Below are 26,601 nucleotides of genomic sequence, written 5' to 3'. Positions count from 1 at the left end.
TCTATATTATATACGGTCGCGTGATGAGGATTCATCGCCCTCATCGGCGACAAGCGCTGGGACAGGCAAGGCCTTGAGCCAGCATAAAAATCATTGGTTTTTGAGGGGACAGGCTTGCCTCACCAATCGGCGGGGCAAGGGGATACGGGATCATGCGTAATCTGACGTCACTCTGGCGTGCGATGACAATCCCTCGGATTGTCATCGGTCTCACGATCGCATTGGCCCTTGTCGGGACGGCTGCAACCGTCCTGAGAGTCGATCGCGGCAGCGCCGCCCGCAATTCAGTGCTGGACAGCGAAATCAAAGGGTCTGACGGAAAGCTGCGTTTGACGGCATCGCAATGGGACACCGTGTCGGTGCAGCCGGTCGAGGAACACGTGTTCCGTTCCGAATTCCGTACCGAGGGGAAGATCGCGCTCGATCAGAACCTGTCGACCCGCATCTTCGCACCCTATGCGGGCCGGGTGACAGAATTGATGGTCGCGTCCGGCGATCACGTCGAGAAAGGCCAGCTTCTTTTTGTGATCGCGGCGGCCGATTCCGTGGATGCCCAGAAAGATTTCGTCGTCGCCCTGACCACCCGGAACAAGGCGGTTTCCCAGGTCAACCTCGCGCAGATCGTCGAGCGAAGAATGTCGAGCCTGGCGAAGGATAGGGCCGCGTCGCAGAGAGAATGGCAGGAAGCTCAGGCCAATCTCACTTCTTCGGAGAACGATTCCCGATCAGCAGAAGTTGCGCTTGAGGCCGCGCGCAACCGGTTGCGGCTCGTTGGGAAAACCGACGCGGAGATTGAAGCGTTCGAGAAGACGGGCGCGCTCACGCCCGACGCTCCCGTCTACGCGCCGCTGGCCGGAACCGTTCTGCAACGCAAGGTCGGGATGGGACAGTATGTCAATGCCGGGGCAAGCGAGAGCGATCCGGTGTTCCTGATCGGAGACACGTCGAAAGTCTGGATCGTGGCCTATGTTCGCGAGACCGATGTTGCCAAGGTGCAGATCGGCGAACGCCTGATGTTCAAGGTCCTGACGCAGCCCGACCGTATGTTTGAGACCCGGATCGACTACGTCGCACCGGGAATCGACCCGGACAATAGGCGGCTTCTGGTCCGCGCCACCGTCGATAACGCGGACGGACTGCTCAAACCCGAGATGTTTGCGAGCGTTACGATCGTTGACAGCGACGGAGAGCTAATGCCGGCGGTGCCTCTTGAGTCAGTGATCTATGAAGGAAGCAATGCGCATGTCTGGGTCGTTGGTGACGATCAAGGCGTCGAATTGCGTCAGATCAAGTTAGGTCAATCAAGCGCTCGGCTGATCCAGGTGCTGGATGGGCTCCGTCCGGGCGAAAAAATCGTCACCCGCGGCAGTCTGTTCATCGACCGGATGGCAGTCGCCAAACAGACCTGACGAACACGGTAGCTCGTCATGATCAATCCGATCATCGCGTTTGCATTGAAGCAGCGCGTTCTGATCCTGGTCCTCTTCATTATGACCCTGGCCGGTGGGATCGCCGCGTTCAGGGTCCTGAATATCGAAGCCTATCCCGATCCCGTTCCGCCTATGGTGGACGTCATCACTCAGAGCGCCGGACTTTCGGCCGAAGAGATCGAACGTTACATCACGATTCCGATCGAGACGCAGCTGTCCGGCGTGCCGAACCTCCGGGTAATGAGAACCATTTCTCTTTACGGACTGTCGGACGTCAAACTGCAGTTCACCTATGCCTATACCTACGATGAGGCGCTCCAGCAGGTTCTCAACCGTTTGGCGCAGCTCAACGGATTGCCGGATGGCGCTCAGCCCACCATCAGTCCCGTCAGTCCCGTCGGCGAAATTTATCGTTACAGACTAGTCGGCCCGCCCGGCTATAGCGTGCTCGATCTGAAGACTCTTCAGGATTGGGTTCTGCAACGCCGCTTTCGCGCCGTGCCCGGGATCGTGGACGTCATTGGCTGGGGTGGGAAAACCAAGACATTTGAACTGCAGGTCGACCTCGATAAGCTCGTCGCCTACAGGCTGACCCTGCCGCAATTGCTGCAGACGCTGCGCGGAAGCAACCTGAATGTCGGCGGAAATATCGTCAATCTGGGCACGCAGTCGGCAGTCGTGCGGGGTGTCGGGCTGATACGGTCGAGCGATGACATCAACAATACCATGTTGACGCAAGCCGAAGGCAATCCTGTTCTGGTTCGAGACGTTGCGACGGTTATCATCGGGCATCAGCCCCGCCTCGGCATTGCCGGCCAGGACAACGACGACGATATCGTCGAAGGCATCGTCCTGATGCGCCGCGGCCAGCAGAGCACTCCGACCATCGAGCGGTTGAAGGCCGAAGTCGAGCGTATCAATATTTCCGGGATTTTGCCGCCCGGCGTACGAATTGAGCGCATTTATGATCGTCAGGATCTGATCGACACCACGACGCACACTGTCTTGCACAACATGACAGTCGGCATTCTGCTGATCTTTGTATTGCAGTGGGTGTTTCTCGGGAATCTTCGCAGCGCGTTGATCGTGGGCGCGACGATTCCCTTCGCGTTGTGCTTCGCCATCGGGATCATGATTCTGCGCGGCGAATCCGCCAACCTGCTATCGGTCGGTGCAATCGATTTCGGTTTGATCGTCGATGCCACTGTAATCATGGTCGAACGAATATTCCGGGAACTTGGGCATAGCGGCGAAAAGACTTTGCCTGAGGACGACAACGCGTCCGGATTGCGCGGAAAGCTTCTCGCGATTTATATTGCGGGCATCAGCGTCAACCGCTCAATCCTGTTTGCGACCGGCATTATCATTGCGGGGTTCATTCCGCTTTTCACCATGAGCGGCGTTGAAGGGCACATCTTTGGCCCCATGGCCAAGACTTACGCCTACGCCATTGCGGGAGGCCTGCTCGCAACCTTTACGGTGACACCGGCGCTCAGCGCACTTCTGCTGCCGGAGCATGTTCGGGAGACGGAAACATGGCTGGTGCGCACCCTTCACCGCTTCTACAGTCCGGCTTTGCGAGTCACTGTCGCGAACAGAAGGTTGACGGTCGCCGTGACGTTGGCGGTGTTCATCCTGGCGGGGATCGCGATACGATTTCTGGGGTTGGAATTTCTTCCCAAGCTGGAGGAGGGCAATCTGTGGATACGCGCCACCATGCCGGCAACGATTTCCCTTCAGGAGGGGAACGGCTATGCCAACCGGATGCGCAAGCTGATCCGCAGCTTTCCCGAGGTAGAGACAGTCGTGACGCAGCATGGCCGTCCCGACGACGGCACGGACGCCGCCGGTTTTTTCAATGTCGAGTTCTTCACTCCGCTAAAGCCGATCAGTCAGTGGCGCCATGGCGTGGATAAGGAAAAGCTGACCGAAGAAATCCAGGGACGGCTTAAGATAGAATTTCCGGGAGTCGAGTTCAATTTCTCGCAGTATCTGCAGGACAATGTGGCCGAGCAGGTATCGGGTGTTAAGGGCGAGAACTCGATCAAAATGTTCGGCAATGATTTGCAGGAGCTGACGGACACAGCCGACAAGATCAAGGCCGTGCTCGAGAAGGTTCCGGGTGTGACAGACCTTGGCGTTTTCACGTCGCTTGGCCAGCCGACGATACAGATCGATATCGATCGTGAGCGTGCCGCACGCTATGGACTCTCGCCGGGTGATATCAATTCGATGATCCGGACGGCTGTCGGCGGAGAGTCAGCGGGCGACGTTTACGAGCACGGAAGTGATCGCCATTTTCCGATCGTCGTGCGGCTGGCTCCCGAGTATCGTCAGAGCGCGGAAGCTATCAGCAAGCTGACGATCGGCGTATCAGGGGCTAAAGGAATAACGCAGATCCCGTTGGGCGAGGTCGCGCACATCCGACTCGTCACCGGAGCTTCATATATTTACCGGGAACAACAGCAGCGTTACCTGCCGATTAAGTTCAGTGTTCGTGATCGCGATCTCGGTAGCACCATCAAGGAAGCCGAACAGCGAATTGCGCAGGACGTGCAATTGCCTGCCGGAAACCAGCTTCAATGGGTCGGCGAATTCCGCAATCTGCAGGAAGCGATCGCGCGTCTGGAGATTGTCGTGCCGCTCAGCCTTGCCGTTATTGGGCTGCTGCTATGGATCAATTTCACATCTATACGGGACACGTTGCTGGCGTTGAGCGTCATTCCGATGGCGGTGATCGGTGGTGTCTTTGCGTTGTTCGCGACGGGCATTCCTTTCAGCGTCTCGGCCGCCATCGGCTTTATCGCGCTGTTCGGCATCTCGGTGATGAACGGGATTCTGATCCTGTCGCAATACAATCAGCTCATCGAGTCGGGCCTGCAGCGGATCGATGCGATCATAAGAGCCGGAGAGGCTCAAATGCGCCCTGTCCTGATGACGTGCGTCATTGCGGGAATCGGCTTGTTGCCCGCCGCCATGTCGACCGGAATCGGATCGCAGGTGCAGAAGCCGCTGGCTGTCGTCGTGGTCGGTGGAATGATGGTGGCTCCACTTGTGATCCTCGTCGCGCTGCCAGCTCTCATCGCGCTGTTTTCCCAACGAAAAACGGTGGCGGCTGCTCCCGAATCGGCGTTCGATCCGGCAGAATAGAAAGTCGGTTCGTGTGAAACCGTGGTTGAAGGGGCATCTCGTGCGGTCAAGCCAACAGAATGGATCGGTGGTTCATTCACCGAAAACAGGATGGGGGTTGGCGTTTTCCCGTGTGCGATGTTGCATCGTGGCGTTTTTGACTGCCGCGTCGCCTGCGCTTTCAGGCTGTGCGGTTGGACCTGACTACAAACCTCAGGCGCCTCCGGAAACTTCCAGGTACTTGTCCGATCCCGCCGGAGATCGTGTGCCTGGACATCCGATCGTGCGCACCGCAGAGGTTCCTCCCCAATGGTGGGAGTTGTTTCGTTCGCCTGCGCTGAACCAACTGGTGGAGGATGGTATCACGCACAATGCGGACCTCGCCGCTGCGGAGGCTGCGGTCAGGATGGCGGAAGCCAACGCGCTCGCCCAGCGCGGTTTGCTGTTTCCCAATGTGACGGGAGGCTTCAATTCGTCGCGCCAGCAGGTGCCGGTCGATCTGCAGTCTCCCCTTGAGTCCAACGCCCACCTTTTGAGTCTGCACACTGGCCAAGTGACCGTGTCGTACCTTGCCGATGTGTGGGGGGGGACGCGGCGTTTGGTCGAGTCCACGGATTCGCAGGCCGAGATGCGCGCATTCCAGCGCGAAGGAGTCTACCTGACATTGGCCAGCAACATCGCACTTGCGGCGATCGAGGAAGGCCGGGTACGGGGACAGATCGCGGCGACCCGTCGCGTCCTTGGTTTGCAGACCGAGGTTTTGAAGTTGCTGCGACGGCAACAGGAGCAGGGGCAGATTGCCCAGACTGATGTCGCGGCGCAAGAGACCTCGGTTGCGCAGACCCGGCTGTTGTTGCCGAATCTCGAGAAACAGCTCGCGCAACAGCGTCATTTGTTGTCATTCCTGACCGGTCGTTTGGCGAGTGACGCTCCAAAGGAAACATTCGATCTCGGGTCATTTCGAATGCCCCGCCGTCTGCCACTCAGTCTTCCGGCCGATCTCGTAAGACAGCGCCCTGATATTCAGGCTGCCGAAGCGAACCTTCATTCGACCAATGCAATGGTCGGAGTGGCGATCGCCAATCGCCTTCCGCAGATAACCTTGATGGCAAGTGGCGGTGCCGCGGCTGCCAAATTTTCGCAATTGGCCACTCCAGGAGCGGCCCTCGGGATGATCGCTGGCAATGCTGCGCAGACCATTTTTGACGCAGGGACGTTGGCAAACAAGCAGCGTGCGGCGGAAGAGGAAACGAATCAGTCACTCGCTCAATATCGCAGCGTTGTTCTCGCGGCTTTTCAGAACGTTGCGGATGTCTTGCGAGCCCTTCAGGCGGGCACGCGTGCGATCAGTGCGGCGACGGACGCGGAACGATCGGCGACAGAGAGCATCACGTTAGTGCGTAAACAGGTCGATCAAGGGCAAATCAGCGTGCCGCTCCTACTAGCCACGCAGCAGGCGTATCTGCAGACCTCCCTCGCGCGTCTCGATGCGCAGGCCGCGCAACTGGCAAATACGGTCGCGCTGTTTCAGGCGCTTGGCGGTGGGTGGTGGAACCGAGACGGTCATAAGCAGGCAGACCTGGGTCATGGACCTGTAAAACGGGATTCCGTTTGAAGTCATTGTAGGGGGCTATACGCTCGTAAACGCCCTACCATCCCGTGCGGACACGATTTTATCCGGACGAAGCCGCACGTCCTGCGCATACCAAGCGGGCAGTTTGCCGCGCCTTGTCGATTCGAATCTGACTGGGTCCGAGGTGGTTCGAAAATTGAAGCCGATGCCGGGGCGTTTCCTGTAAAATCTTACGCTTTCCGGTGGGGCGCCGCGCGATCGCTTGCCATCGCGCCGCCGCTCGGATTTTATGCCATATGTGATTGACGGGAACGCAGGCGGAAATTATTGCCGTGCAATAAAGGAGACAAGCGATGACCGCGTTTCGGCACCTGACCCTGGCGGTTGCTGCTATGGGCAGCCTGATGCTCTCGGCCACGCTCGGTTTTGCGCAGCAGGTTACGCAGCAGGTCGACGGCGATCAGCCCGGTCTCGTTGCCGATGATTCGTTCCAACTCGACCCGGAATTTCGCAAGCAGGTGGTGCTCTATCGCACGACCGAGCCGCCTGGCACCATCATTATCCAGACCGCAGAGCGTCACCTTTATCTCATTCAGGGCAACGGCCGCGCGATTCGCTACGGCATCGGCGTTGGCCGCGCGGGTTTTCAGTGGCAGGGGATTCTCAATATTTCGCGAAAGGCGGAATGGCCGGATTGGACCCCGCCTCCGGAAATGATCGCGCGCCAGCCTTACCTGCCGCGCTTCATGGCGGGCGGCCCCGGCAATCCGCTCGGAGCACGCGCGATGTATCTCGGCACGACAGTATATCGCATCCATGGTACCAACCGGCCCGATACCATCGGAACTGCGATTTCCTCGGGCTGCTTCCGTCTGGTCAACGCCGACGTTGTCGATCTCTATGGTCGCATTCCGGTCGGCACGCGTGTGATCGTGCGGCAGAAACCCAGTCTCTAATCATCATTACGTTATTTGCGCCGATACTTTTCGATATTGCGAAAGGGGCTATCCATGCGAACATTTCGAGGCGGCCTCCTGATAGGCCTCGCCATCGCCACCGCTATCGCGGTGATGGCGATCACCTATGAGCGCTACGATACCAAGACCCTGAAACGAACGCTCCGGCGCGACGCCGTGCTGTGCGGCGTCAACACTGGCCTGCCCGGGTTTTCGAATTCGGACGAGAAGGGCAACTGGTCAGGCTTCGACGTTGATTTTTGCCGCGCCGTGGCAGCCGCTATCTTCGACGATCCGGCGAAGGTGAAGTTGGTTGCGCTTGAGGCCGACGAACGTTTCAAGGAATTGCAAAGCCGCAAGGTCGACATCCTCGCGCGCAACTCGACCTGGAGCATGTCGCGGGAAACCAATTACAACCTCTACTTCCCGGCGGTCGCATATTATGACGGCGAGGGTTTCATGGTCCGTACCTCGCGCAAGGCGGACTCGGCGCTCGATCTCGATAGTACCAAAATTTGTGTACAGGATGGCACAACGACGCAGCTCAACCTCGCGGACTTTTTCAAGAGCAACAACCTGAAGTACGAGGAGATCAAGTTTGGTAAGCTGGAGGACATGCTAAGGGCCTATGACGAGGCCAAGTGCGATGTTCTGACCGCCGATGTTTCTCATCTCTATGCGTTGCGGCTGCGGCTGACCAAGCCGAACGAGAGCTTCATCCTGCCCGATGTGATCTCGAAGGAGCCGTTGGCGCCTGTTGTTCGCCAGCGTGACGACGACTGGATGATGATCATCAAATGGACGCTCTATGCGATGATCAATGCCGAAGAACTCGGCATCACTTCGAAGAACATCGACGAGGCGATGAAGTCGAAGAAGCCAGATGTGATGCGGCTGGTCGGTACCGATGGTCAGTATGGTGAGGGTCTCGGATTGACGAAGGACTGGGCGGCACGCATCATCCGCCGCGTCGGCAACTACGGCGAAATCTACGACCGCAATATCGGCAGTGATTCAAAGCTGAAGATTCCACGCGGCTTGAACCAACTCTGGAGCGCGGGCGGCATCATGTATGCTCCGCCGCTGCGGTAATCCCGCAGGCTGGGGAGGCGGCTGCGACGCTCATCCCTGATTTCGTTCGAACGCAAGGATCAGATTATTGGCGGGCATTTCAGTGATGTCCGTCAGCGTCAGGCCGTTTTGCTGCGCCAGCGTCGCCACCTCGTCAACGTCGCGTACGCCCCACTCTGGATTGTTATTGCGAAGGCTGGCATCGAACGCCTCGTTGCTTGGCGCGGTGTGTCGCCCGTTTCGCTTGAACGGTCCATAGAGAAACAGCCGCCCATCAGGACGCAGACAGTGTGAGGCGCCCGCGATCAGGCCCTCGGCGACGCGCCACGGCGCGATATGGATCACATTGGCGCAGAACACCGCGAGCAACGCGCCGTGGCCATCGTTCATTTCCGCCAATTGGCATGGATTCGATAGGTCGATCCGCTGGGGCTGCCGGACGTTGGCTAGGTTCTCGTGAGCGGTCCACGCTGCGATGCTCCGGAGATGATGGTCGTTAAGATCGGTCGGCCACCAGGTAATGCCGGGCGACTGCCGCGCGAAGAAAACGACATGCTGTCCGGTGCCGCTGCCGGCCTCGAGCACGTTACCTGTCTTGCCGCGCAGGAATTTTTCGAGAACCGTCCAGATCGCGACATGGTTGCGGTGAAACGCAGCCGCGTCGAGCCGTTCATCGGAAGCTCCACGCCGGCTGTCGTTGCGAAATTCACCGTAGTCGGGCATGGGCGGATACCTTTCATTCCGAGGGAATCCTGCAGGATCGCTGGTCCGGGCATCATTCCAGCTTGCCAGACATCCAGTATAACGCCGACGGAATCGTGGATGTACTGAGCGATCCGATCTAACATGCGGGCCGTGAAGACGGAGATCAAGTCGGGGATTATGCCGAAGCTACTCGGCCCCGTTCCGCTGTAATTTGGCAGGGTTCTGCACGGCGGTTCGCGCAAGCTGGTTTTAAGGCTGGTCGATGACTGCGCGAGATGCCGGCAGGGCCGATGCCATCACTCGCGCGCGGCGGCATAGATGCCGCTCTCAAGCTTGGGGCTGGCTCAGAGTGGCGCGACGCCGTCATCGATGCCGGGTCGATTGGATAAATTGCTCGGGTGTTCAACCTTGAGCTTGCCAAAGGCAATGTGCGCGACGTACGCTACTGTTACCGGTGTTCTCCGTGCTGCCCGAGCCTGATCCCGCGAGAGGATTTGTTCGAGAACACGCAGGCGCCGACACAGCGACCGTGCCCAGAAGATCGCGACGGCTACAGGAGGTATCTATGCGCCGATTTATGCGTCCTATCATCGCCGCAGCAGGGCTGTTGATCGCATTCACCTCGCATGGTTTCGCCGCCGAGCCGCAGCCGCAGCATCGCCTTGTGATCCAGGTCGACCAGAACGATCGGCGCACCATGGACTTCGCGCTGAACAACGCCACAGACGTGATCGAGCACTATCGCGGACTGGACCAGACGGTGGCCGTCGAAATCATGGCGTGCGGCCCGGGTATCCACATGCTGCGCATAGATTCGTCGCCTGTGAAGGAGCGCATCAAGCAGATACGGGAAACGGCATCCCCCAGTAAGATCCAGTTCTCGGCCTGCAACAACACCAAGCAGAGTATGGAGAAGAAGGAAGGCCATCTGCTTGAGATGCTGCCCGGAACAACGATTGTGCCCTTGGGCGTGGTGCGGCTATTGGAGTTGCAGGAACAGGGTTGGAGCTATGTGCGGCCGTGATCAACGGTTGACCAACGCTCTGAAGCACCGCATTCGCGGCTGTTGTTGATCGCTTCGGCCTGCTGGGGTTGCTGCGTAACCGTTATGCTCGCCGCCGCGCTGTGATCGAGACCAGTTGACTCCGTGGCGATAGAGGCCAGCCGCCAGAGCGGCGGTCGAGTGATCAGCGATCTGGACTTGTGACCGGTTGCAATCGCCCGCCAGCAGCATAAATTTGCTGGAATACCTCACGGTAAGAAAATCTGCACAGGAGGAGGGTCGTACGATTATGATCTTTCGCCAGTTGTTCGACAGCGTTTCCGGCACCTACAGCTACCTGATGGCGAGCCGTGCTGGCGGTGAGGCGTTGATTCTCGATCCGGTGCTGGAAAAGGTCGACCGTTACTGCCAGTTGCTGCGTGAGCTCGATCTCAAGCTTGTGAAGGCCATCGACACACATCTTCATGCCGATCATGTCACCGGACTAGGTGAGCTGCGTGATCGCACCCAATGCGTCACCGTGATGGGCGAGCAGACCAAAGCCGACGTGGTTTCGATGCGAGTCAGCGACGGCGATAAGATCAAGATCGAGGGCATCGGCCTCGACGTGATGTACACGCCGGGCCACACCGACGATTCCTACAGTTACCTGATGGGCGATCGTGTCTTCACCGGCGACACGTTGCTGATCCGCGGCACCGGCCGCACCGATTTCCAGAACGGCAGTGCGCGTGCGCAGTACGATTCGATTTTCAACCGGCTCCTGAAGCTGCCCGACGAAACCATGGTGTTTCCCGCGCACGACTACAAGGGCGATACGGTCTCCACTATCGGAGAAGAGAGGCGCTACAATCCGCGGCTTCAGGTGCGCTCGATAGACGAATACATTGAACTGATGAACAATCTGAAATTGCCGAATCCGAAGCTGATGGATGTGGTGATTCCTGCCAACATGCATGTCGGTCTCAGGCAGGACGATCTGGCGAAGCGGGGACTGGCGCTGACGCCGCGCGAGGCGATCGCCCGGCTCGGTCAGCCCGATATCCTGCTGGTCGATCTTCGCGAAGCCCATGAGCGCGCCAAACACGGCACACTGACCGGCGCGCTGCATGCGCCCTATCCTGATATCGCCGACAGTCTGAAACCAGGCGGAATGTTGCGCGAGGTAGCCGCCGCGACCGGGCGCCGCATCGTGTTCTTCTGCGCCTTCGGCGAGCGTTCGGCCATGGCTGTTACCGCGGCGAAGGACGCTGGCCTGACCAACGCGGTGCATATCGAGGGCGGGATCGATGCCTGGAAGAAAGCCGGCGGACCAGTGGTCGCGGGCTGACGGGTCACGGTGGGCGTGTGCACCGGGGCCATGACGGCCGTTAACCGTCAAAATTCCTCAGAAAGGAAGGTCACCGCCCGTGTCGAACAGTCGACGACTGTCACAGCGTTCATTCGGCCTTTATTGCTTTCTGAAGGTCCGAGCAGGCGTCGTCCGCAGCGCGATTGAGAATGAAGAGGCTGTCTGCCGGTCCGAAAGCAATGTACTCGCCCGGCCCCTCCGTTACCCGCGCCTCTGTTCGCATGTTGATGTCATCATCGATGTAGACCTTTAGTCCGTTATCGGTGGTTTCAATCATGAAGATGCCGCCTTCCGCATCGAGATTCTCGCCAGTCATGTGGCAAGCGATGCCGTCCGCATGCGGATAGCCTGAGACGATGGCGTGCTCATCGGCGCGGTTCGCTTGCTGGTCAAACGCGCATTGCCCGATAGCCCGCCACGGACGGGCGTCGTTACGCCGCATGATTTCCAGCCGGGCGAATGTTTGGAGCGGAGTGTCAACACTATCGGGATAAGTTTCGCGCCGCAGCGCGAACCGCATGGAAGTCGTCTTCTGAGTCGGGTTTTTTGCCAGATGAGCAGCATCGTAACTGCGGGTGAAGCAGGCCTGAGAGCCGGCTGCGTCGTCAATAAGATCGGGCGCGGCGTGGACGTCAGGGGCCGCAACCAAAATGGCGATTAAAACGAAAAGTGCTTGTTTCTCCATGCTCGTCTGCATTGTCATCCCTGCTTACCAACTCCATTCAGGGGACGGAATATAACGAAGAGAAGTTAGCGGGGCAGCCGTTATTTATAGCGCTTCGAGCGAAGACCGTTTCGCGTGAAGAAAACATGTCAGATCAAAATCATGAGTCCCGCTTCTGATTCCGTCAGAGCGAAAGCCCTAATAGAAAGTGGTTCTAGCTAGAATGTCTTTTGCGTCAGCCGGCGACACTGCCGCGATTGTCAAATGTCGACAAAGTGTTGAGTTCGGTGCGCAGACGATCCGGGTCTGAGAGCTCTTTTTCGATTTCCGCATGAAGATGTCGCCAGATCGGCACCGCCACGGCCAGAACGGCCCGGCCATGAGGCGTCAGCTGCAACAGTCGGGCGCGCCCGTCCTTTGGGTCGGCCATTGTTTTGACAAGACGCCGACGCTCCAGCGGCTTGAGATTGGCAGTCAAGGTTGTCCTGTCCATCGCCAGCAGCGCCGCTACGCTGCTGAGGTTCGGTGGCTGCGGCCGGTTGAGCGACATGAGCAGGGAGAACTGTCCGCTGGTGAGGCCAACCGGCTTCAACACGATATCGAAGCGGCGTGCGATCGCTCGCGCTGCCCTCTGGGCATGGAGGCACAAGCAGGTGTCGCGCACCAGAATCGTGGTTTCAAAAGCAGGATCCGAAAGCGTACGCATCAGGGAGCTTGACTCCGCGGCTACATTACGTTGATATCAACTTATGTAGGAGGTCGTCAATCGGCGTCGGCGGCGTGTCCTGGCAGCTCAATCTTTCATAATGCGAGTCAACACCCCTGTGAGAAAGGAGCCAACATGAAGATCGTGACCAGCCTTAGCTTCCGGGGCCAGTGCCGCGAGGCATTCGAGTTCTACGCCAAAGTCCTCGGCGGGACGATCAAGGCAGCCATGCCCTACGGCGATGCGCCTCCGGGCATGCCGATCACGGACGAGAAGTACAAAACCTGGCTGATGCATTGCTGGCTCGATGTTGGCGATCAGGCGCTGATGGGCGCCGACATGGACGTCGGATGGGCATCTAACATCGACAAACCCAAGAATGGCTTCGACGTTACCCTGCACACGAATGACATGGCCGAGGCCCGGCGCTGGTTCGATCAGCTCTCCGAAGGCGGCAAAGCAGGCATGCCGTTCGCCGAAACCTTCTGGTCGCCCGGCTTCGGCACGCTGACCGACAAGTTCGGCATCCCCTGGATGATCAACGTCATTCCATCGGCTGACTGGAAACCGCCGCAAGGCTGATCGCATGTCTATAGCGTTTCGAGCGAAGCATGCTCTCGGGCTTGACCCCGAGGACAGATAACGGTTCGCGTAAAGAAACGCGTCAAACAAATTATAGAACCTCGCGTCTGATTCCATCAGGCGCGGGGTTCTAAACACCAGGAATAAAAAGCAGGCGGCTGTCGGCACCGACCGTGCTGATGCGTCCTTGGGACATCGGGCGGGCAGGCCGCCCGATGGAGCAGGAGCGTCGGGCAAGGACCATGAATCATTACTATCGCTGGGTGATCGTTGCGGCGGGCGGCCTCTTGGGCTGCGTCGCGATCGGCGCCATGTTTTCGTTGCCTATCTTCCTGCGGCCGATGTCGCAGGACACCGGCTGGTCCGTCACCGGCATATCCACGGCGATGACGATCGGTTTCCTCGCCATGGCGGCGGCCAGCATGGTGTGGGGCAACCTCTCCGACAGGTTCGGCCCACGCCCGGTGGTGCTCACGGGGTCGGTCGCGCTGGCGGCGAGCTTGGCGCTCGCCAGCCGGGCGGAATCGCTAATCGCGTTTCAATTTCAATTTGGTCTTTTGATCGGTGCGTCAACCGCCGCCATCCTTGCGCCGATGATGGCTTGCGTGACCGGTTGGTTCGATACGCAGCGCGGTCTTGCCGTCTCGCTGGTCTCCGCAGGCATGGGCATGGCGCCGATGACCATGGCGCCGCTTGCAGCCTGGCTGGTCACGATCCATGACTGGCGGACATCGATGCTGATCATCGCTGCTCTCACCGCGGTTCTGATGATTCCCGCCGCACTGCTCGTGCGTCGGCCGCCGGCGTTGGAGGGCGGACCGGCCGGGATGACAATGAGTGAGACGCAATCGAACATGACCGTCCGGCAAGCGGTGAGTTCACCGCAGTTCATCATTTTGATGCTGGCGAACTTCTTCTGCTGCGCCACTCACTCAGGCCCGATCTTTCATACGGTGAGCTATGCGGTGACGTGCGGCATACCGATGATTGCTGCGGTGTCGATCTACAGCATCGAGGGGTTGGCCGGCATGTTCGGTCGCATCGGGTTCGGCCTTGCGGGAGATCGGTTCGGTGCGCAACGCGTTCTGGTGATCGGACTGATGGCGCAGGCCTTCGGCGTACTCGCCTATGCTTTCGTCAACCAGCTCGGCGGTTTCTACGCCGTGGCGGTGGTGGTCGGCTTCCTTTACGCCGGAACGATGCCGCTCTATGCCGTGATCATCCGGGAGAATTTCCCGTTGAAGATGATGGGCACGATCATCGGCGGCACCGCGATGGCCGGCAGCCTTGGCATGTCGACCGGCCCGCTGCTGGGCGGGCTGATCTACGACCATTTCGGCAGCTACGCGCTGATGTATGTCGGTTCGTGGGGCATGGGCCTGATGGCTATGCTGATCCTGATGAGCTTTCGGCCGTTCTTCCCTAGGAGGGAGGCTATGGCGGCGGCTTAAGTTAGGTGTGGTGCTTCCGATTTATTCGGTCGGCATTCTGCGGTCCTGTTAATCCCACGCAAGTGCGCCGCCATTCTGGTATTCGATGACGCGGGTCTCAAAAAAGTTTTTCTCCTTCTTGAGATCCATCGCCTCGCTCATCCACGGAAAGGGATTGTCGGCCTCGGGAAACACCGGCGCGAGCCCGAGCTGAGCGCATCGCCGGTTGGCGATGACGTGCATGTAGGTCTCGCACAGCGCGGCATTCAGGCCAAGGAACCCGCGTGGCATGGTGTCCCGCCCATACGCGGCTTCGAGCTCGGCGGCATTCTTCAGCATGGCGCGCACCTCTTCCTGGAAATGCTTGCTCCAGAGATGCGGGTTCTCGATTTTGATCTGGTTGATGATGTCGATGCCGAAGTTCAGGTGGATCGACTCGTCGCGCAGGATGTATTGATACTGCTCGGCGATGCCCACCATCTTGTTGCGCCGGCCGAGCGAGAGGATCTGCACGAAGCCCGTATAGAACCACATCCCTTCGAACACGACGTAGAACGCGACGAGGTCGCGCAGGAACGCCTGATCCGCTTCCGGCGTGCCGGTCTTGAAGCCGGGGTCGTCGAGATGCTGCGTGTGTTTGAGCGCCCAGGCCGCCTTGTCGGTGATAGAGGGCACCTCGCGATACATGTTGAACAATTCGCCCTCGTCGAGACCAAGACTTTCGACGATGTACTGGAAGGTGTGGGTGTGGACGGCTTCCTCGAAGGCCTGGCGAAGCAGATATTGCCGGCATTCGGGATTGGTGAGGTGGCGGTAGATCGCCAGAACGATGTTATTGGCGACCAGCGACTCAGACGCCGCGAAGAAGCCGAGATTGCGCTTGATCATGCGCCGCTCGTCATCGGTGAGGCCGTCCTTCGATTTCCACAATGCGATGTCGGCCTGCATCGACACTTCGGTCGGCATCCAGTGATTATTGCAGCCGGAGAGATACTTCTCCCAGGCCCATCGGTACTTGAGCGGCAGGAGCTGGTTGACGTCGGCGCGGGCGTTGATCATCCGCTTGTCGTCGACGCGCACCCGCGCAGCGCCGCGATCGATTTCGCCGAGGCCGGTGGCATCGACAGAGGTGTCGGTCATTGTCACGCAAGGCGATGGATCAGACGTCACGTCGTTATGCGCGAGCGTCTGCGGCGGAGCGGATCGTGCCAGTGCGGGAGAAGAGGTGTCGGACCAATCGAGCATGGGGTGTTCCTGATTGTTTCTTCTTTGTGCAAGCGACGCGCGAGCACGAAATGAGGCTACTGACACGCCTCGCAGGTGGGATCCTCGATGCGGCAGGCTTTCCAGCCTTCAGTGTTGTCGGAGCGATTGTGTCCATTCGCATGGCCGTCCTGCGCTGCGGCGGAAACGGCCGCGGACACAGCGTTGAGCTTGCCGTCGGTGCCTTTGAGCGTGGATTTCTCGACATGCGTCGCCGACCGCGAGCGCAGGTAATAGGTCGTCTTCAGGCCGCGTTTCCAGGCATGGCGATAGAGCGCGTCGAGCTTTTTGCCGCTCGGATTGGCAATGTAGAGATTGAGCGACTGCGCCTGGTCGATCCACTTCTGCCGGCGCGACGCGGCGTCGATCAGCCAGCCTGAGTCAATCTCGAAGGCGGTGGCATAGAGTGCCTTGAGATCATCGGGAACGCGGTCGATCTGACCGACGCTGCCGTCGAAATACTTGAGATCCGAGATCATCACCTCGTCCCATAGGCCGCGTGCCTTGAGATCGCGCACGAGATGCGCGTTCACTACCGTGAAGTCGCCGGACATGTTGGATTTGACGTAGAGGTTCTGATAGGCGGGCTCGATCGACTGCGACACCCCGCAGATGTTGGAGATCGTCGCGGTCGGCGCGATCGCCATGCAGTTCGAATTGCGCATCCCGATGGTCATGACGCTCTCGCGCAGCGAGGCCCAGTCGAGACGGCTGGAACGGTCGATCTCGACTGCTACGCCGCGCGCCTCATCGACCAGCGTGAGGGAATCGAGCGGCAGGATACCCTTCGACCACAGCGATCCTTGATAGGAGGGATAGCGGCCGCGCTCGGCCGCGAGATCGACCGACCCGGAAATCGCGTAATAGGCGATCGCTTCCATGCTCTCGTCTGCGAAGGCCACGGCGTCGTCCGACGCATAAGGCAGGCGCAGGATGTTGAGCGTATCCTGAAAGCCCATGACGCCGAGCCCAACCGGCCTGTGCCGCAGGTTCGAGGTCCGCGCCTCCGGAATGGTGTAGAAATTCACGTCTAGCACGTTGTCGAGCATGCGCATCGCAATCTTGACCGTGCGCGCGAGGTGCTCGTGGTCGAGCTTACCGTCCTTGAGGTGGTTCATCAGGTTGACGGAGCCGAGATTGCAGACCGCGATCTCCGTTTTTGAGGTGTTGAGCGTGATCTCGGTGCAGAGATTTGAGGAATGCACGACGCCGCAATGCTGCTGAGGTGAGCGCAGGTTGCAGGGGTCTTTGAAGGTGATCCAGGGATGCCCGGTCTCGAACAGCATGGTCAGCATACGCCGCCACAGGTCGACAGCTCGGACCTGCTTCGTCACCCGTAGCTCGCCGCCCGCAGCCTTCTTTTCATAGTGAGCGTAGCGTTCAGCGAAGGCCTTGCCGGCGAGATCGTGCAGGTCCGGCGTCTCGTCGGGTGAGAACAGCGTCCAGACGCCATCTTCTTCGACGCGCTGCATGAAGAGGTCCGGCACCCAGTTCGCCGTATTCATGTCATGGGTGCGGCGACGGTCGTCGCCGGTGTTCTTTCGCAGGTCGAGAAATTCCTCGATGTCGATGTGCCAGGTTTCGAGATATGCGCACACCGCGCCCTTGCGCTTGCCGCCCTGGTTGACGGCGATCGCGGTATCGTTCGCGACTTTCAGGAACGGCACCACGCCCTGGCTTTCGCCGTTGGTGCCCTTGATATGTGCGCCGAGCCCACGCACGCGCGTCCAGTCGTTGCCGAGCCCGCCCGCATACTTGGAAAGCAACGCATTGTCCTTGATCGCCTTGAAGATGCCGTCGAGGTCGTCGGCGACAGTCGTGAGAAAGCAGGACGAGAGCTGCGGGCGCAGCGTGCCGGCGTTGAACAGCGTCGGCGTCGAGGCCATGAAGTCGAACGATGAGAGCAGGTCGTAGAACGCGATCGCCTTCTCCTCACGATCGATCTCGCGCAGCGCGAGGCCGCAGGCGACGCGCATGAAAAATGCTTGCGGCAGCTCGAAACGCACACCGCGGACGTGCAGGAAGTAGCGATCGTAGAGCGTCTGGAGTCCGAGATAGTCGAATCGCAGGTCGCGTTCCGGCTTCATCGCAGCCGCAAGCCGGTCGAGGTCGAAACGGCCGATCTCCGGATCGAGCAGTTCGTTGTCGATGCCCGTTCGCACATAAGCGCGGAAGTAATCCGCGTGGCGCTCTGCCATCTCGGCTTGCGTGGCTTGCTCGGACCGTCCCGAGACAAAGCTCAAAGCCTCGCGGCGTAGCTTGTCGAGCAGCAGCCGGGCGCTGGCCTTGGCGTAATCGGGATCGGTTTCGACCAGCGTGCGGGCGGCAAGGATCGTCGCCAGCGCCAGTTCGTCCACGCTGATGCCGTCATAAAGGTTGCGATGGGTTTCAGTCAGAATCGCGGAGGAAGAGACATCCGCGAGCCCCGCGCAGGCCTCCTCCACCACGGCGGCGAGGCGTTTGGTATCGATAGGTACCATCGATCCGTCAGCCAACTTCATCCGCAGCACTGGCGTCACCACTGCCTGGATGCCCTTCTTTGCCTTCGACCCTTGCGCCTTCGCCCGTTCGCGAGCGCGCTCCTCGCGATAGAGCACATAGGCGCGCGCGACCTTGTGATGCTCGCTCCGCATCAGCGCGAGTTCGACCTGATCCTGGATGTCCTCGATGTGGAAGGTGCGGCCGGCGTCGGACCGCCGCGACAGGCTGGCGACGATCTGGCCGGTCAACTCAGTGACGGTGTCATGGACCCTGCGCGAGGCGGCGGCGCTGGTTCCCTCGACCGCAAGAAACGCCTTGGTCAGCGCGACGGCGATCTTCGATGAATCGAACGGCGAGACCGAACCGTTGCGCCGAATGACCTGATACGCGGGTTCGCTGGGCGGCATCGCAGCCGCAGCAGGCAAAGACGGACGCACAGCACGCGCAGCTTCGGTTGCGAGAGACATCGGCTCAAGACCCCAGTTTTGTTGCGAGCCGGGGTCAGGCGGGAGACGCGCGCAGGAAATCCCACGGCGGACGCCGCGATTCCCGTCAAGCGGCCCGCTGGGACACCCCGCCCAGGGAACGTTTCGGCTGTCACGGCAGGTTTCCTGGCTTGCGGGGTCTCAGCGTCCGTCCGGTCTTCCCAGGGCCTTGCGATCCCAGTGACACTCAATGGACTTCGGCTCGCCGCTTAACAGTTGCGGGGGCAGCGCCGGCACTACCGGCTTCCCTCTTTAGCTCTCGGTGTTGCGACTCGAGAGACCGTGACCACCATATCTAGTAGCCGCACCAAATTCCGAGTCAACAGATCGTTTCGACTCCGGCTTCACAATTCTCGTAATTCACAGTTCGGCGAAAAACGCTGTGCAACCCTCGCTCTGTCCAACTCTTGACGCTTCGATCATACAGACCATTATCTGCGCAGATTTGCCGCGGCGTTTGTTTCGCCGCTCAACCGCCGAGTCCGCCGTGACCGAATTCGTCCGACCGAACCTGACGCCCCCGAACGGGCAAAAAAAGGTGTTGCTGCATTCCTGTTGCGCGCCCTGCTCGGGCGAAGTGATGGAAGCGATGCTCGCATCGGGGATCGATTACACGATCTTTTTTTACAATCCGAACATCCATCCCCTGAAGGAATACCTGCTGCGCAAGGACGAAAACGTCCGCTTCGCGGAGAAGCACGGCGTGCCGTTCGTCGATGCCGATTACGATAAGGACAATTGGTTTGCCCGTGCCAAGGGGATGGAGTGGGAACCTGAACGCGGGGCGCGCTGCACCATGTGCTTCGACATGCGCTTCGAGCGCACCGCGCTCCATGCGCATGAGCATGGTTTCCCGGTGATGACCTCGTCGCTCGGTATCTCCCGCTGGAAGAACATGGCGCAGATCAACGACTGCGGCCATCGCGCGGCCGGACGTTATGACGGTCTCTCGTATTGGGATTTCAACTGGCGCAAGGGCGGCGGCTCGCAGCGAATGATCGATATCAGCAAGCGCGAGCAATTCTATCAACAGGAGTATTGCGGCTGCGTCTATTCGCTGCGCGATACCAATCAGCACCGCCGGGATCAGGGTCGTCCGCCGATCGTGATCGGGACGCAATTCTACCGGCACGGCGAGGATTCGGACCCGACATAAGATGCGCGGTGCCGGTTGACGGCCCGTGGACGGTGGCCCATAGGGTTGGCGTCGAGGTTCTCCGGGACAATTCAAGCCCGGAGCTAAGAGGGAAGCCGGTGCGCTCTGGTCCATGGGTCTTCGTCCATGGATCTGGGTAATGCCGGCGCTGCCCCCGCAACTGTAAGCGGTGAGCCGTGGTCCATCAGTGTCACTGGGAGCAATCCCGGGAAGGCCGGACCAAAGCTGAGACCCGCGAGCCAGGAGACCTGCCCCGACAACATAGTCGTCCTCGGGCGGGGTGTCCCGGTGGTGCGCTTGCGGTTTTCATGGCGAGCACCCCATGAATCCCATGCCGCGTCGCTAAGGCCCAGCCCCCAACATATGGGGTAAGCCGTGTCAGTTTCCTCTCTTCCTGTTGCTACGCTCGGCACGCCGCGCATCGGTCCGCGCCGTGAACTGAAGATCGCGCTTGAAAGCTACTGGTCGGGCAAGTCCGACGAATCCGCGTTACTTGAAGCGGCAGCCGGATTGCGGGCCGCGAACTGGGCGCGACAGAAGTCGCTCGGCGTCACTGTCATCCCGTCGAACGATTTCACGCTCTACGATCATGTGCTCGACACCAGCGTGATGGTTGGCGCGATCCCGGACATCTACGGATGGAAAAGCGGGCCGGTGCCGCTTGCAACCTACTTCGCGATGGCGCGGGGCGCGCAAGGCGAAGATCACGATTCGAGCTGCACGCATGGTCATCATGGCGACGGTCACGCGCATGGTGCGCCGGCGCAGGAGATGACCAAGTGGTTCGACACCAATTACCACTACATGGTCCCTGAATTCACCAGCGGCCAACGGTTTGAACTCTCGTCGCTCAAGGCCGTCGACGAATATCGCGAGGCCAAGGCACTCGGCTATCAGACAAGGCCGGTGCTGCTCGGTCCCGTCACTTATCTGAAGCTCGGCAAGAGCAAGGACGCGAATTTCGATCCGCTGTCGCTGCTCTCCGGCCTGCTGCCGGTCTATATCGATCTGCTCAAGCGCCTTGCCGCAGAGGGCGCCGCATGGGTGCAACTCGACGAACCCTGTCTTGTTCTCGATCTCGACGATGCGACCCGCAAGGCGTTGCGCGTGACATACGAACAGCTCGCGAGCGCTCTGCCGAAGCTGAAGATCATGCTGACGACCTATTTCGGCGGTCTGGGCGATAATCTCGATACTGCGTTGTCGCTGCCGGTCGCGGGCCTCCACCTCGACCTCGTTCGCGCTCCGGAACAACTCGACATTGTGGTGGCAAAGGCGAGGCAGGATCTGGTCTTGTCCCTCGGCGTGATCGACGGCCGCAATATCTGGCGCGCTAATCTCCCCGTATTGCTCGATCGTCTGGAATTCATGGTCGCCAAACGTGGCATCGATTGCGTGCAGATCGCGCCGTCCTGCTCGCTCCTGCATGTGCCGATCGACGTGGCGCTGGAAGCCGATCTCGATGCCGAGTTGAAGAGCTGGCTCGCGTTTTCGGTGCAAAAGATGGCTGAACTGGCGACGCTGGGTGAAGCCCTGGCCAGCGGCCGCGCGTCGGTTGCCGATGCGGTGGATGCATCCGCGAAGGCCGCGATGGCCCGCAAAATGTCGCCGAAGGTTCACGACGCGAAAGTTGCGGCGCGGATCGCAGCCGTCACCTCGGACATGGCACGGCGCAAGCGCGTGTTTGCAGATCGCGCGAAATTGCAGCGCGAACGCTTCGGCCTGCCGTCGTTCCCGACCACCACGATCGGTTCGTTCCCGCAGACCGCCGAGGTTCGAAAGGCGCGTTCGGCGCACGCCAAGGGGGCATTGAGCGACGCCGACTACGAGACGTTCCTGCGGGAGGAGACGGCACGAACCATCCGCTGGCAGGAAGACATCGGCCTCGACGTGCTCGTGCACGGCGAGTTCGAACGCAACGACATGGTGCAGTATTTCGGCGAGCAGCTGTCCGGATTCGCTTTCACCAGGTATGGCTGGGTGCAGAGCTACGGCTCGCGCTGCGTTCGTCCGCCGATCCTGTTCGGCGACGTGTCCCGGCCCAAACCGATGACCGTCGGCTGGTGGAAATACGCGCAATCCCTGACGCCGAAGCCGATGAAGGGCATGCTCACCGGTCCCGTCACTATTCTCAACTGGTCGTTCGTACGCGATGACGTGCCGCGTCGTCTCGCCTGCCGGCAGATTGCACTTGCTATCCGCGACGAGGTCGCGGACCTGGAGGCAGCCGGAGCGTCGATGATCCAGATCGACGAGGCCGCGCTGCGCGAAGGGCTGCCGCTGCGCCGGTCCGAATGGAAGATATATCTCGACTGGGCTGTCGAATGTTTCCGTCTGTGTGCGAGCGGCGTCGCCGACGCAACGCAGGTTCACACGCACATGTGCTACTCGGAGTTCAACGACATCATCGACGCGATCGCGGCGATGGATGCTGATGTCATCTCGATCGAGACGTCGCGCTCCAAGATGGAGCTGCTCGACGCCTTCAAGACCTACAAATACCCGAACGAGATCGGTCCCGGCGTCTACGACATTCACTCACCGCGGGTGCCTGCGGTTGATGAGATGACCGGCCTGCTCAAACTTGCACGCCAGCGCCTTTCCGACAGGCAGATCTGGATCAATCCGGATTGCGGGTTGAAGACCCGCAAGTGGGAAGAGGTCAGGCCGGCGCTTGTCAACATGGTGGAGGCGGCGAGGCTGATGCGTTAACGCGCGGGCCGCGGACGATCGGCTGCGCCGAACGCGCATATATAGGGAGAGAGATGTGCCCGGCCGTCTCTCTCCCGGCGGTTACGACGTGTGCGCTCCGTGTGCAGTGAGCGATCGAAAATGCGGGAAACCTCGTATGAAGACGAAGAATTGAGCGTACTCGGCGAGACCTGACGATCTGAATGCACAAGACAATGCAGGCACAACGGTCGCGAATGCTATCACGAGTAATGGCGGATTGATCCAAAACAACGCCGATACGCTAACCCTGTCGGGGAGTAACACCTATACCGGCACGACGACAGTGAACGCCGGCACACTCTCGGTGAACGGTTCGATCGTATCGTCGTCGCTGACGACGGTGAATGCAGGCGGCACGCTGGGCGGCAACGGCATCGTCGGCAACACCACAATCAATGGCGGCACGCTGTCGCCGGGCAATTCGATCGGCACGCTGACGGTAGCTGGTAATCTCGTGCTGACTGCGGCGTCGACCTACATGGTCGAAGTGTCGCCAACCGCGTCAGACTTCACTCATGTGACCGGTTCGGCGACGCTGGGTGGAGCGACCGTGGCGGCGCAGTTCGCTCCCGGCGCATACGTCGCGAAACGCTACACCATTCTCACCGCCGATGGCGGCGTCAGCGGCACGTTTTCAGGCCCGGTGAACACCAACCTGCCGACCAACTTCAAGAGCTCGCTGGCTCATGACGGCAACAATGCCTATCTCGATCTGACTTTGGATTTTGTCCTGCCCAGCGGTCTCAATCGCAATCAACAAGCGGTTGCGACCATGCTGACCAACTTCTTCAACAGCACCGGCGAGACTCCGTTGGCGTTCGGCGCGCTGTCGCCGCAGGGGTTGACGCAGGTTTCCGGCGAACTGGGTACCGGCACTCAGCAGGCGACATTCAACGCGATGAACCTGTTCATGGGCGTGATGACCGACCCGTTCATGGCCGGACGTGGCGGCGATGGCGCATCATTCATTCCGACGGCCTATGCGGACGATACCACCGCACTCGGCTATGCCGCCAACGGGAAGACGCGCAGCGCTTCGGAGCGCGATGCCTATGCCGCGATTTACCGCAAGGCGCCTCCGTAGGCGCCGACCTTCGGTCAACGCTGGAGCGTTTGGGCGGCGGGCTTTGGAGGTTCGCAGACCACCGACGGCAACAGCGTTGTCGGCTCTAACACCGCGACCAGCAGTGTTTATGGTGGCGTCGTCGGCGCCGATTACCGAGTATCGCCGGATACGATGTTTGGCTTTGCAATGGCCGGCGGCGGAACCCAATTCCGCGTCGACAACGGGTTCGGCACGGGGCGCTCCGATCTATTCCAGGTCGGTGTCGATGCGCGTCACCGTATCGGAAATGCCTATTTCAGCGGCGCGCTGGCCTATGGTTGGCAGAACGTCACCACGGATCGCATCGTGATGGCGAATGGCATCGAGCGGCTGCGTGCGAATTTTAACGCCAATGCTTTCTCAGGGCGCCTCGAAGGCGGCTACCGCATTGCCACCCCATTGGCGGGCATCACGCCCTATGCCGCGGGGCAGTTCACCAGCTACGATCTGCCGGCCTATGCCGAGCAGGGCGGCGGCGGCAATCTGTTCGCGCTCACCGATGCTATCTTCACATTGCGTGGCCGCGCGGCCTGGGCTCATAATTTCGGCACCAATCCCTCGATCTCAGCGACGTTCCAGTCGCTGCCCGGCGCGTCGTTTGTCGTCAACGGCGCGGCGCAACCCGCCAACGTTGCACTGGTAACGGCTGCCGCTGAAATGAGCTGGGCCAACGGCTTCGCGGTCGCCGGCACCTTTGAAGGCGAGTTCGCCAACACGGTCGAGAGTTATGCCGGAAAAGCGGTGCTAAGGTACTCTTGGTAAGCGGCATCGTTTCAGAAGCCGTATCTGAAGAGGGGGGCGCTTTCTAAACACCCTCGAACTCGGCTTTCGATCGCGCCAAGGCCAGGGTGGCCAGAAGCAATCGGCTCATGGGAACGATGATCGATCAGGCAACCATGATAAGCGAACCAACGATGGGCGCCGCTTGATAGGCTGTGCCCCCCACAATCACGAGGGCTATTCCGGCTGGAAGCAGAATGCCGCCGAAAATGTGAAGCCAGCCCTGAATCCGGGCCAGCGTTGTTCTGTCTGCGGCCGGATCATCCTGTAGCAGAGGCCGAACAGAAACAGCAGGACGCCGCCGACTAGGTTGAGGTGGGCATGAGCCGGCGCAAGGACGAAGTTCTGCTGGATCCCCATTGCGATGCCAGCAATCATGCCTACAAGAAAATCACGACACTGGCGTAATCGTTCGCTCATTCACAAACTAACTTATCTCTTCATCAGGCGTCGTCCAAACCGATCTATATCAATCGGCCCACGAAGCGCCGGCAAGCCTTCGGCCGATTCTTGATAGATAGACTTTCGCTGCGAGCCACCGCCCGTCGAAACGGTCCCAAAAACTGAATCGTGTCTGGCGGTGCGAGTCCACAGACGCGCCACGATCCGTCGCCTTGTGCTCGCCTGCCAATTGCATGAAAAACTTAGGTTCTGATACAAATATTGCAGCTCGTGAATTTTTGGTAGCGTCATTCGTTGGCATTTTCCCGTGGAGATTGAGAAATGGACTTTGAAATGGTTTTCGCAGCCGCATTGCTCACTGACGACATACTCGCTGCAATTCATGACCTGCATGCCTACGCAAACGGCGGTGGAACGTCCATTAGCCGTAACAGACTTCGCGAAATCGTCGATAAATACGTGACCTATGACGAGAAGGATTTTGCAGAACTTCGCAGGGATGTGGATTGGAGCGCTGTTGTATCGTATTGGCGCGAAGCGGTCGCGCACATGGAAGAGGCGATCAAGGGAGAAGTTCCCGTGTACAAATAAGTCTCGGGACAAATTCGAAAGTGCGCCATTTCGCGCGAAGCGGTCGATTGCGCCGGCGCAAATGCTACGAGACGAGATGCCGAGCAATGGCGTGAGCTAAGGGGCATATCGATGCAGTGGAAGCAGTACCGACGACGCTGACAGCGGTGAGTTCGCGAGTGCGGTCTTGCTAAAAGTATGGTGAACCGCCAAGGGATCATCGGCACTTTAAACGGCGCGCGACGTGCTGCTCTGCTCGCGTTCGCGTGCTATCAGGATAGACGCCGTGAATCACCCTACCTATATCGCAGTGCCTCACAACGTAATCTGCTTGCAAGCGTCCCAACTTCGTTGAAGGGCGATTCCCGTGAACACGGTGGGGCCGATACGGCAGTTAACCCATTCACTCTTTGGTGCCCTGGTTCGTCCGTGCTGGCAACCCGCGAACATGTTCGCGGTCCGCTTCATCCGATCTCAGATGACTGACTCGGGCTATGGATGCGTTCGGCAAGTTCGTGCAGGCATTCCACCGCGTGGCTACGTTCCACACCTTGCAAAGTGGTCAACCAATCTTCAACGGCGCACATCACACCGAATGAAACTTCGTGGTCCGAGAACTTCTCGAAGCTCTGCAACTTGCTCAGAAATAGCTTCGTTTGATCTTCAACGATCTCTGAGTTCCAAACGATATCTGAGTTCCGCATAGCATTCTTCCTTTTGGGTCGACTCGATTGTTACTTCAAAAGGCAAACGTGGCAGAACAATAGCGATGAAGTCGATGAATGACTCACGAAATATTACCCGAGTATCCTTTCTATGTAGCAGAGTTGTGCAACGATTTGGTTAAGTGCTCGTTCCATCTGGATCTGGAATCTCTTTAGCGTTTCAAACACAATGCTCCTAGTCGCGAACTATGCGCTTCCTCCTGTTCAGCGCAAGCCGACGAAGAAATAGAAAACCTGTGCCGGGAACGTTGTGGCGGTGAGCGCTCGTTTTGCCGCCTTCGTCGTTCAGATGGCGTTTGGC

At 59.5% G+C, this 26,601-nt stretch carries 20 protein-coding genes, 1 pseudogene and 2 riboswitches; of the genes and pseudogenes, 14 read left to right on the top strand and 7 right to left on the bottom strand.

Features of this window, described 5'->3' with window-relative positions; translation table 11 throughout:
* Positions 1 to 152: 152 nt before the first annotated feature.
* The 5 genes from AC1RT6_RS13120 (at position 153) to AC1RT6_RS13100 (ending at position 8,180) form a co-directional block, all read left to right on the top strand.
* A complete protein-coding gene (locus AC1RT6_RS13120) occupies positions 153 to 1,409 on the top strand; it encodes an efflux RND transporter periplasmic adaptor subunit (RefSeq protein ID WP_079448097.1) in 1,257 nt (418 codons plus the stop codon).
* An 18-nt stretch (positions 1,410 to 1,427) separates the two neighbouring features.
* Positions 1,428 to 4,580 (top strand): efflux RND transporter permease subunit, encoded by a 3,153-nt coding sequence (locus AC1RT6_RS13115; protein ID WP_079448096.1) that lies wholly within the window; start codon positions 1,428 to 1,430, stop codon positions 4,578 to 4,580.
* Positions 4,581 to 4,593: 13 nt separating this feature from the next.
* Positions 4,594 to 6,174 carry an efflux transporter outer membrane subunit gene (locus tag AC1RT6_RS13110; RefSeq protein WP_338013180.1) on the top strand — a complete coding sequence of 527 codons (1,581 nt, stop codon included), beginning with the start codon at positions 4,594 to 4,596 and terminating at the stop codon, positions 6,172 to 6,174.
* A 311-nt stretch (positions 6,175 to 6,485) separates the two neighbouring features.
* Positions 6,486 to 7,088, top strand: a complete 603-nt coding sequence (locus AC1RT6_RS13105; protein ID WP_079448094.1) for a L,D-transpeptidase — start codon at positions 6,486 to 6,488, stop codon at positions 7,086 to 7,088.
* Between the two features lie 54 nt (positions 7,089 to 7,142).
* Positions 7,143 to 8,180 (top strand): amino acid ABC transporter substrate-binding protein, encoded by a 1,038-nt coding sequence (locus AC1RT6_RS13100; protein WP_079448093.1) that lies wholly within the window; start codon positions 7,143 to 7,145, stop codon positions 8,178 to 8,180.
* Positions 8,181 to 8,210: 30 nt separating this feature from the next.
* On the opposite strand, the gene AC1RT6_RS13095 is transcribed toward AC1RT6_RS13100, so the two are convergent.
* Positions 8,211 to 8,882 (bottom strand): DUF938 domain-containing protein, encoded by a 672-nt coding sequence (locus AC1RT6_RS13095; RefSeq protein ID WP_079448092.1) that lies wholly within the window; start codon positions 8,880 to 8,882, stop codon positions 8,211 to 8,213.
* 547 nt (positions 8,883 to 9,429) lie between these two features.
* On the opposite strand from AC1RT6_RS13095, the gene AC1RT6_RS13090 reads away from it, so the two are divergent.
* Together AC1RT6_RS13090 and AC1RT6_RS13085 are read left to right on the top strand one after the other, a co-directional pair.
* Positions 9,430 to 9,888 carry a DsrE family protein gene (locus AC1RT6_RS13090; protein ID WP_079448091.1) on the top strand — a complete coding sequence of 153 codons (459 nt, stop codon included), beginning with the start codon at positions 9,430 to 9,432 and terminating at the stop codon, positions 9,886 to 9,888.
* Positions 9,889 to 10,156: 268 nt separating this feature from the next.
* Positions 10,157 to 11,197 (top strand): MBL fold metallo-hydrolase, encoded by a 1,041-nt coding sequence (locus AC1RT6_RS13085; protein ID WP_079448089.1) that lies wholly within the window; start codon positions 10,157 to 10,159, stop codon positions 11,195 to 11,197.
* Between the two features lie 109 nt (positions 11,198 to 11,306).
* Here AC1RT6_RS13085 and AC1RT6_RS13080 read toward each other — a convergent pair whose 3' ends face one another.
* Both AC1RT6_RS13080 and AC1RT6_RS13075 read right to left on the bottom strand, forming a co-directional pair.
* Entirely contained in the window at positions 11,307 to 11,903 is a 597-nt protein-coding gene (locus AC1RT6_RS13080) for a hypothetical protein (RefSeq protein ID WP_210189130.1), read from the bottom strand.
* Between the two features lie 214 nt (positions 11,904 to 12,117).
* Positions 12,118 to 12,588 carry a MarR family winged helix-turn-helix transcriptional regulator gene (locus tag AC1RT6_RS13075; RefSeq protein ID WP_079448087.1) on the bottom strand — a complete coding sequence of 157 codons (471 nt, stop codon included), beginning with the start codon at positions 12,586 to 12,588 and terminating at the stop codon, positions 12,118 to 12,120.
* 135 nt (positions 12,589 to 12,723) lie between these two features.
* Between AC1RT6_RS13075 and AC1RT6_RS13070 the strand changes: the two genes are divergently transcribed.
* Together AC1RT6_RS13070 and AC1RT6_RS13065 are read left to right on the top strand one after the other, a co-directional pair.
* Positions 12,724 to 13,170, top strand: coding sequence for a VOC family protein (locus AC1RT6_RS13070; RefSeq protein ID WP_079448086.1), 447 nt, complete (start codon positions 12,724 to 12,726; stop codon positions 13,168 to 13,170).
* 242 nt (positions 13,171 to 13,412) lie between these two features.
* Positions 13,413 to 14,621, top strand: a complete 1,209-nt coding sequence (locus AC1RT6_RS13065; protein WP_079448141.1) for an MFS transporter — start codon at positions 13,413 to 13,415, stop codon at positions 14,619 to 14,621.
* Between the two features lie 48 nt (positions 14,622 to 14,669).
* Here AC1RT6_RS13065 and AC1RT6_RS13060 read toward each other — a convergent pair whose 3' ends face one another.
* Positions 14,670 to 15,845, bottom strand: coding sequence for a ribonucleotide-diphosphate reductase subunit beta (locus tag AC1RT6_RS13060; protein ID WP_079448085.1), 1,176 nt, complete (start codon positions 15,843 to 15,845; stop codon positions 14,670 to 14,672).
* A 56-nt stretch (positions 15,846 to 15,901) separates the two neighbouring features.
* Positions 15,902 to 18,811, bottom strand: coding sequence for a ribonucleoside-diphosphate reductase subunit alpha (locus AC1RT6_RS13055; protein WP_079448084.1), 2,910 nt, complete (start codon positions 18,809 to 18,811; stop codon positions 15,902 to 15,904).
* Positions 18,812 to 18,928: 117 nt separating this feature from the next.
* Positions 18,929 to 19,129: riboswitch (cobalamin riboswitch) on the bottom strand.
* Between the two features lie 187 nt (positions 19,130 to 19,316).
* On the opposite strand from AC1RT6_RS13055, the gene AC1RT6_RS13050 reads away from it, so the two are divergent.
* From AC1RT6_RS13050 to AC1RT6_RS13035, 4 genes and pseudogenes are all read left to right on the top strand, one after another.
* Positions 19,317 to 19,985 (top strand): epoxyqueuosine reductase QueH, encoded by a 669-nt coding sequence (locus AC1RT6_RS13050; RefSeq protein WP_079448140.1) that lies wholly within the window; start codon positions 19,317 to 19,319, stop codon positions 19,983 to 19,985.
* 37 nt (positions 19,986 to 20,022) lie between these two features.
* Positions 20,023 to 20,255, top strand: a riboswitch (cobalamin riboswitch).
* A 105-nt stretch (positions 20,256 to 20,360) separates the two neighbouring features.
* Positions 20,361 to 22,697 carry a 5-methyltetrahydropteroyltriglutamate--homocysteine S-methyltransferase gene (gene metE, locus AC1RT6_RS13045; protein ID WP_079448083.1) on the top strand — a complete coding sequence of 779 codons (2,337 nt, stop codon included), beginning with the start codon at positions 20,361 to 20,363 and terminating at the stop codon, positions 22,695 to 22,697.
* A 238-nt stretch (positions 22,698 to 22,935) separates the two neighbouring features.
* Positions 22,936 to 23,802, top strand: coding sequence for an autotransporter-associated beta strand repeat-containing protein (locus AC1RT6_RS13040; RefSeq protein ID WP_472790673.1), 867 nt, complete (start codon positions 22,936 to 22,938; stop codon positions 23,800 to 23,802).
* Between the two features lie 39 nt (positions 23,803 to 23,841).
* Positions 23,842 to 24,585, top strand: a pseudogene (locus AC1RT6_RS13035) (autotransporter outer membrane beta-barrel domain-containing protein); the annotation flags it as partial.
* 195 nt (positions 24,586 to 24,780) lie between these two features.
* On the opposite strand, the gene AC1RT6_RS13030 reads toward AC1RT6_RS13035, so the two are convergent.
* Positions 24,781 to 24,981: a hypothetical protein gene (locus AC1RT6_RS13030; protein WP_472790671.1), complete on the bottom strand. Its 201-nt coding sequence runs from the start codon at positions 24,979 to 24,981 to the stop codon at positions 24,781 to 24,783.
* Between the two features lie 345 nt (positions 24,982 to 25,326).
* On the opposite strand from AC1RT6_RS13030, the gene AC1RT6_RS13025 reads away from it, so the two are divergent.
* A complete protein-coding gene (locus AC1RT6_RS13025; protein WP_079448081.1) occupies positions 25,327 to 25,596 on the top strand; it encodes a hypothetical protein in 270 nt (89 codons plus the stop codon).
* 443 nt (positions 25,597 to 26,039) lie between these two features.
* Here AC1RT6_RS13025 and AC1RT6_RS13020 read toward each other — a convergent pair whose 3' ends face one another.
* Positions 26,040 to 26,279 (bottom strand): hypothetical protein, encoded by a 240-nt coding sequence (locus AC1RT6_RS13020; RefSeq protein ID WP_079448080.1) that lies wholly within the window; start codon positions 26,277 to 26,279, stop codon positions 26,040 to 26,042.
* Between the last annotated feature and the right edge of the window lie 322 nt (positions 26,280 to 26,601).

It is taken from the genome of Nitrobacter sp. MLSD-S21, assembly GCF_058809865.1.
Note: the sequence above shows the minus strand (reverse complement) of the source record. Positions and strands in the feature narration are given on the sequence as shown.

What these genes read in the sequence shown, in the direction of transcription:
- AC1RT6_RS13105 (WP_079448094.1), top strand. Translation starts at nt 6,486, where the DNA reads ATGACCGCGTTTCGGCACCTGACCCTGGCGGTTGCTGCTATGGGCAGC.
- AC1RT6_RS13085 (WP_079448089.1), top strand. Translation starts at nt 10,157, where the DNA reads ATGATCTTTCGCCAGTTGTTCGACAGCGTTTCCGGCACCTACAGCTAC.
- AC1RT6_RS13030 (WP_472790671.1), bottom strand. Translation starts at nt 24,981, where the DNA reads ATGATTGCTGGCATCGCAATGGGGATCCAGCAGAACTTCGTCCTTGCG.
- AC1RT6_RS13120 (WP_079448097.1), top strand. Translation starts at nt 153, where the DNA reads ATGCGTAATCTGACGTCACTCTGGCGTGCGATGACAATCCCTCGGATT.
- AC1RT6_RS13075 (WP_079448087.1), bottom strand. Translation starts at nt 12,588, where the DNA reads ATGCGTACGCTTTCGGATCCTGCTTTTGAAACCACGATTCTGGTGCGC.
- AC1RT6_RS13080 (WP_210189130.1), bottom strand. Translation starts at nt 11,903, where the DNA reads ATGGAGAAACAAGCACTTTTCGTTTTAATCGCCATTTTGGTTGCGGCC.
- AC1RT6_RS13025 (WP_079448081.1), top strand. Translation starts at nt 25,327, where the DNA reads ATGGACTTTGAAATGGTTTTCGCAGCCGCATTGCTCACTGACGACATA.
- AC1RT6_RS13095 (WP_079448092.1), bottom strand. Translation starts at nt 8,882, where the DNA reads ATGCCCGACTACGGTGAATTTCGCAACGACAGCCGGCGTGGAGCTTCC.
- AC1RT6_RS13065 (WP_079448141.1), top strand. Translation starts at nt 13,413, where the DNA reads ATGAATCATTACTATCGCTGGGTGATCGTTGCGGCGGGCGGCCTCTTG.
- AC1RT6_RS13090 (WP_079448091.1), top strand. Translation starts at nt 9,430, where the DNA reads ATGCGCCGATTTATGCGTCCTATCATCGCCGCAGCAGGGCTGTTGATC.
- AC1RT6_RS13115 (WP_079448096.1), top strand. Translation starts at nt 1,428, where the DNA reads ATGATCAATCCGATCATCGCGTTTGCATTGAAGCAGCGCGTTCTGATC.
- AC1RT6_RS13070 (WP_079448086.1), top strand. Translation starts at nt 12,724, where the DNA reads ATGAAGATCGTGACCAGCCTTAGCTTCCGGGGCCAGTGCCGCGAGGCA.
- AC1RT6_RS13055 (WP_079448084.1), bottom strand. Translation starts at nt 18,811, where the DNA reads ATGTCTCTCGCAACCGAAGCTGCGCGTGCTGTGCGTCCGTCTTTGCCT.
- AC1RT6_RS13020 (WP_079448080.1), bottom strand. Translation starts at nt 26,279, where the DNA reads ATGCGGAACTCAGATATCGTTTGGAACTCAGAGATCGTTGAAGATCAA.
- AC1RT6_RS13060 (WP_079448085.1), bottom strand. Translation starts at nt 15,845, where the DNA reads ATGCTCGATTGGTCCGACACCTCTTCTCCCGCACTGGCACGATCCGCT.
- AC1RT6_RS13100 (WP_079448093.1), top strand. Translation starts at nt 7,143, where the DNA reads ATGCGAACATTTCGAGGCGGCCTCCTGATAGGCCTCGCCATCGCCACC.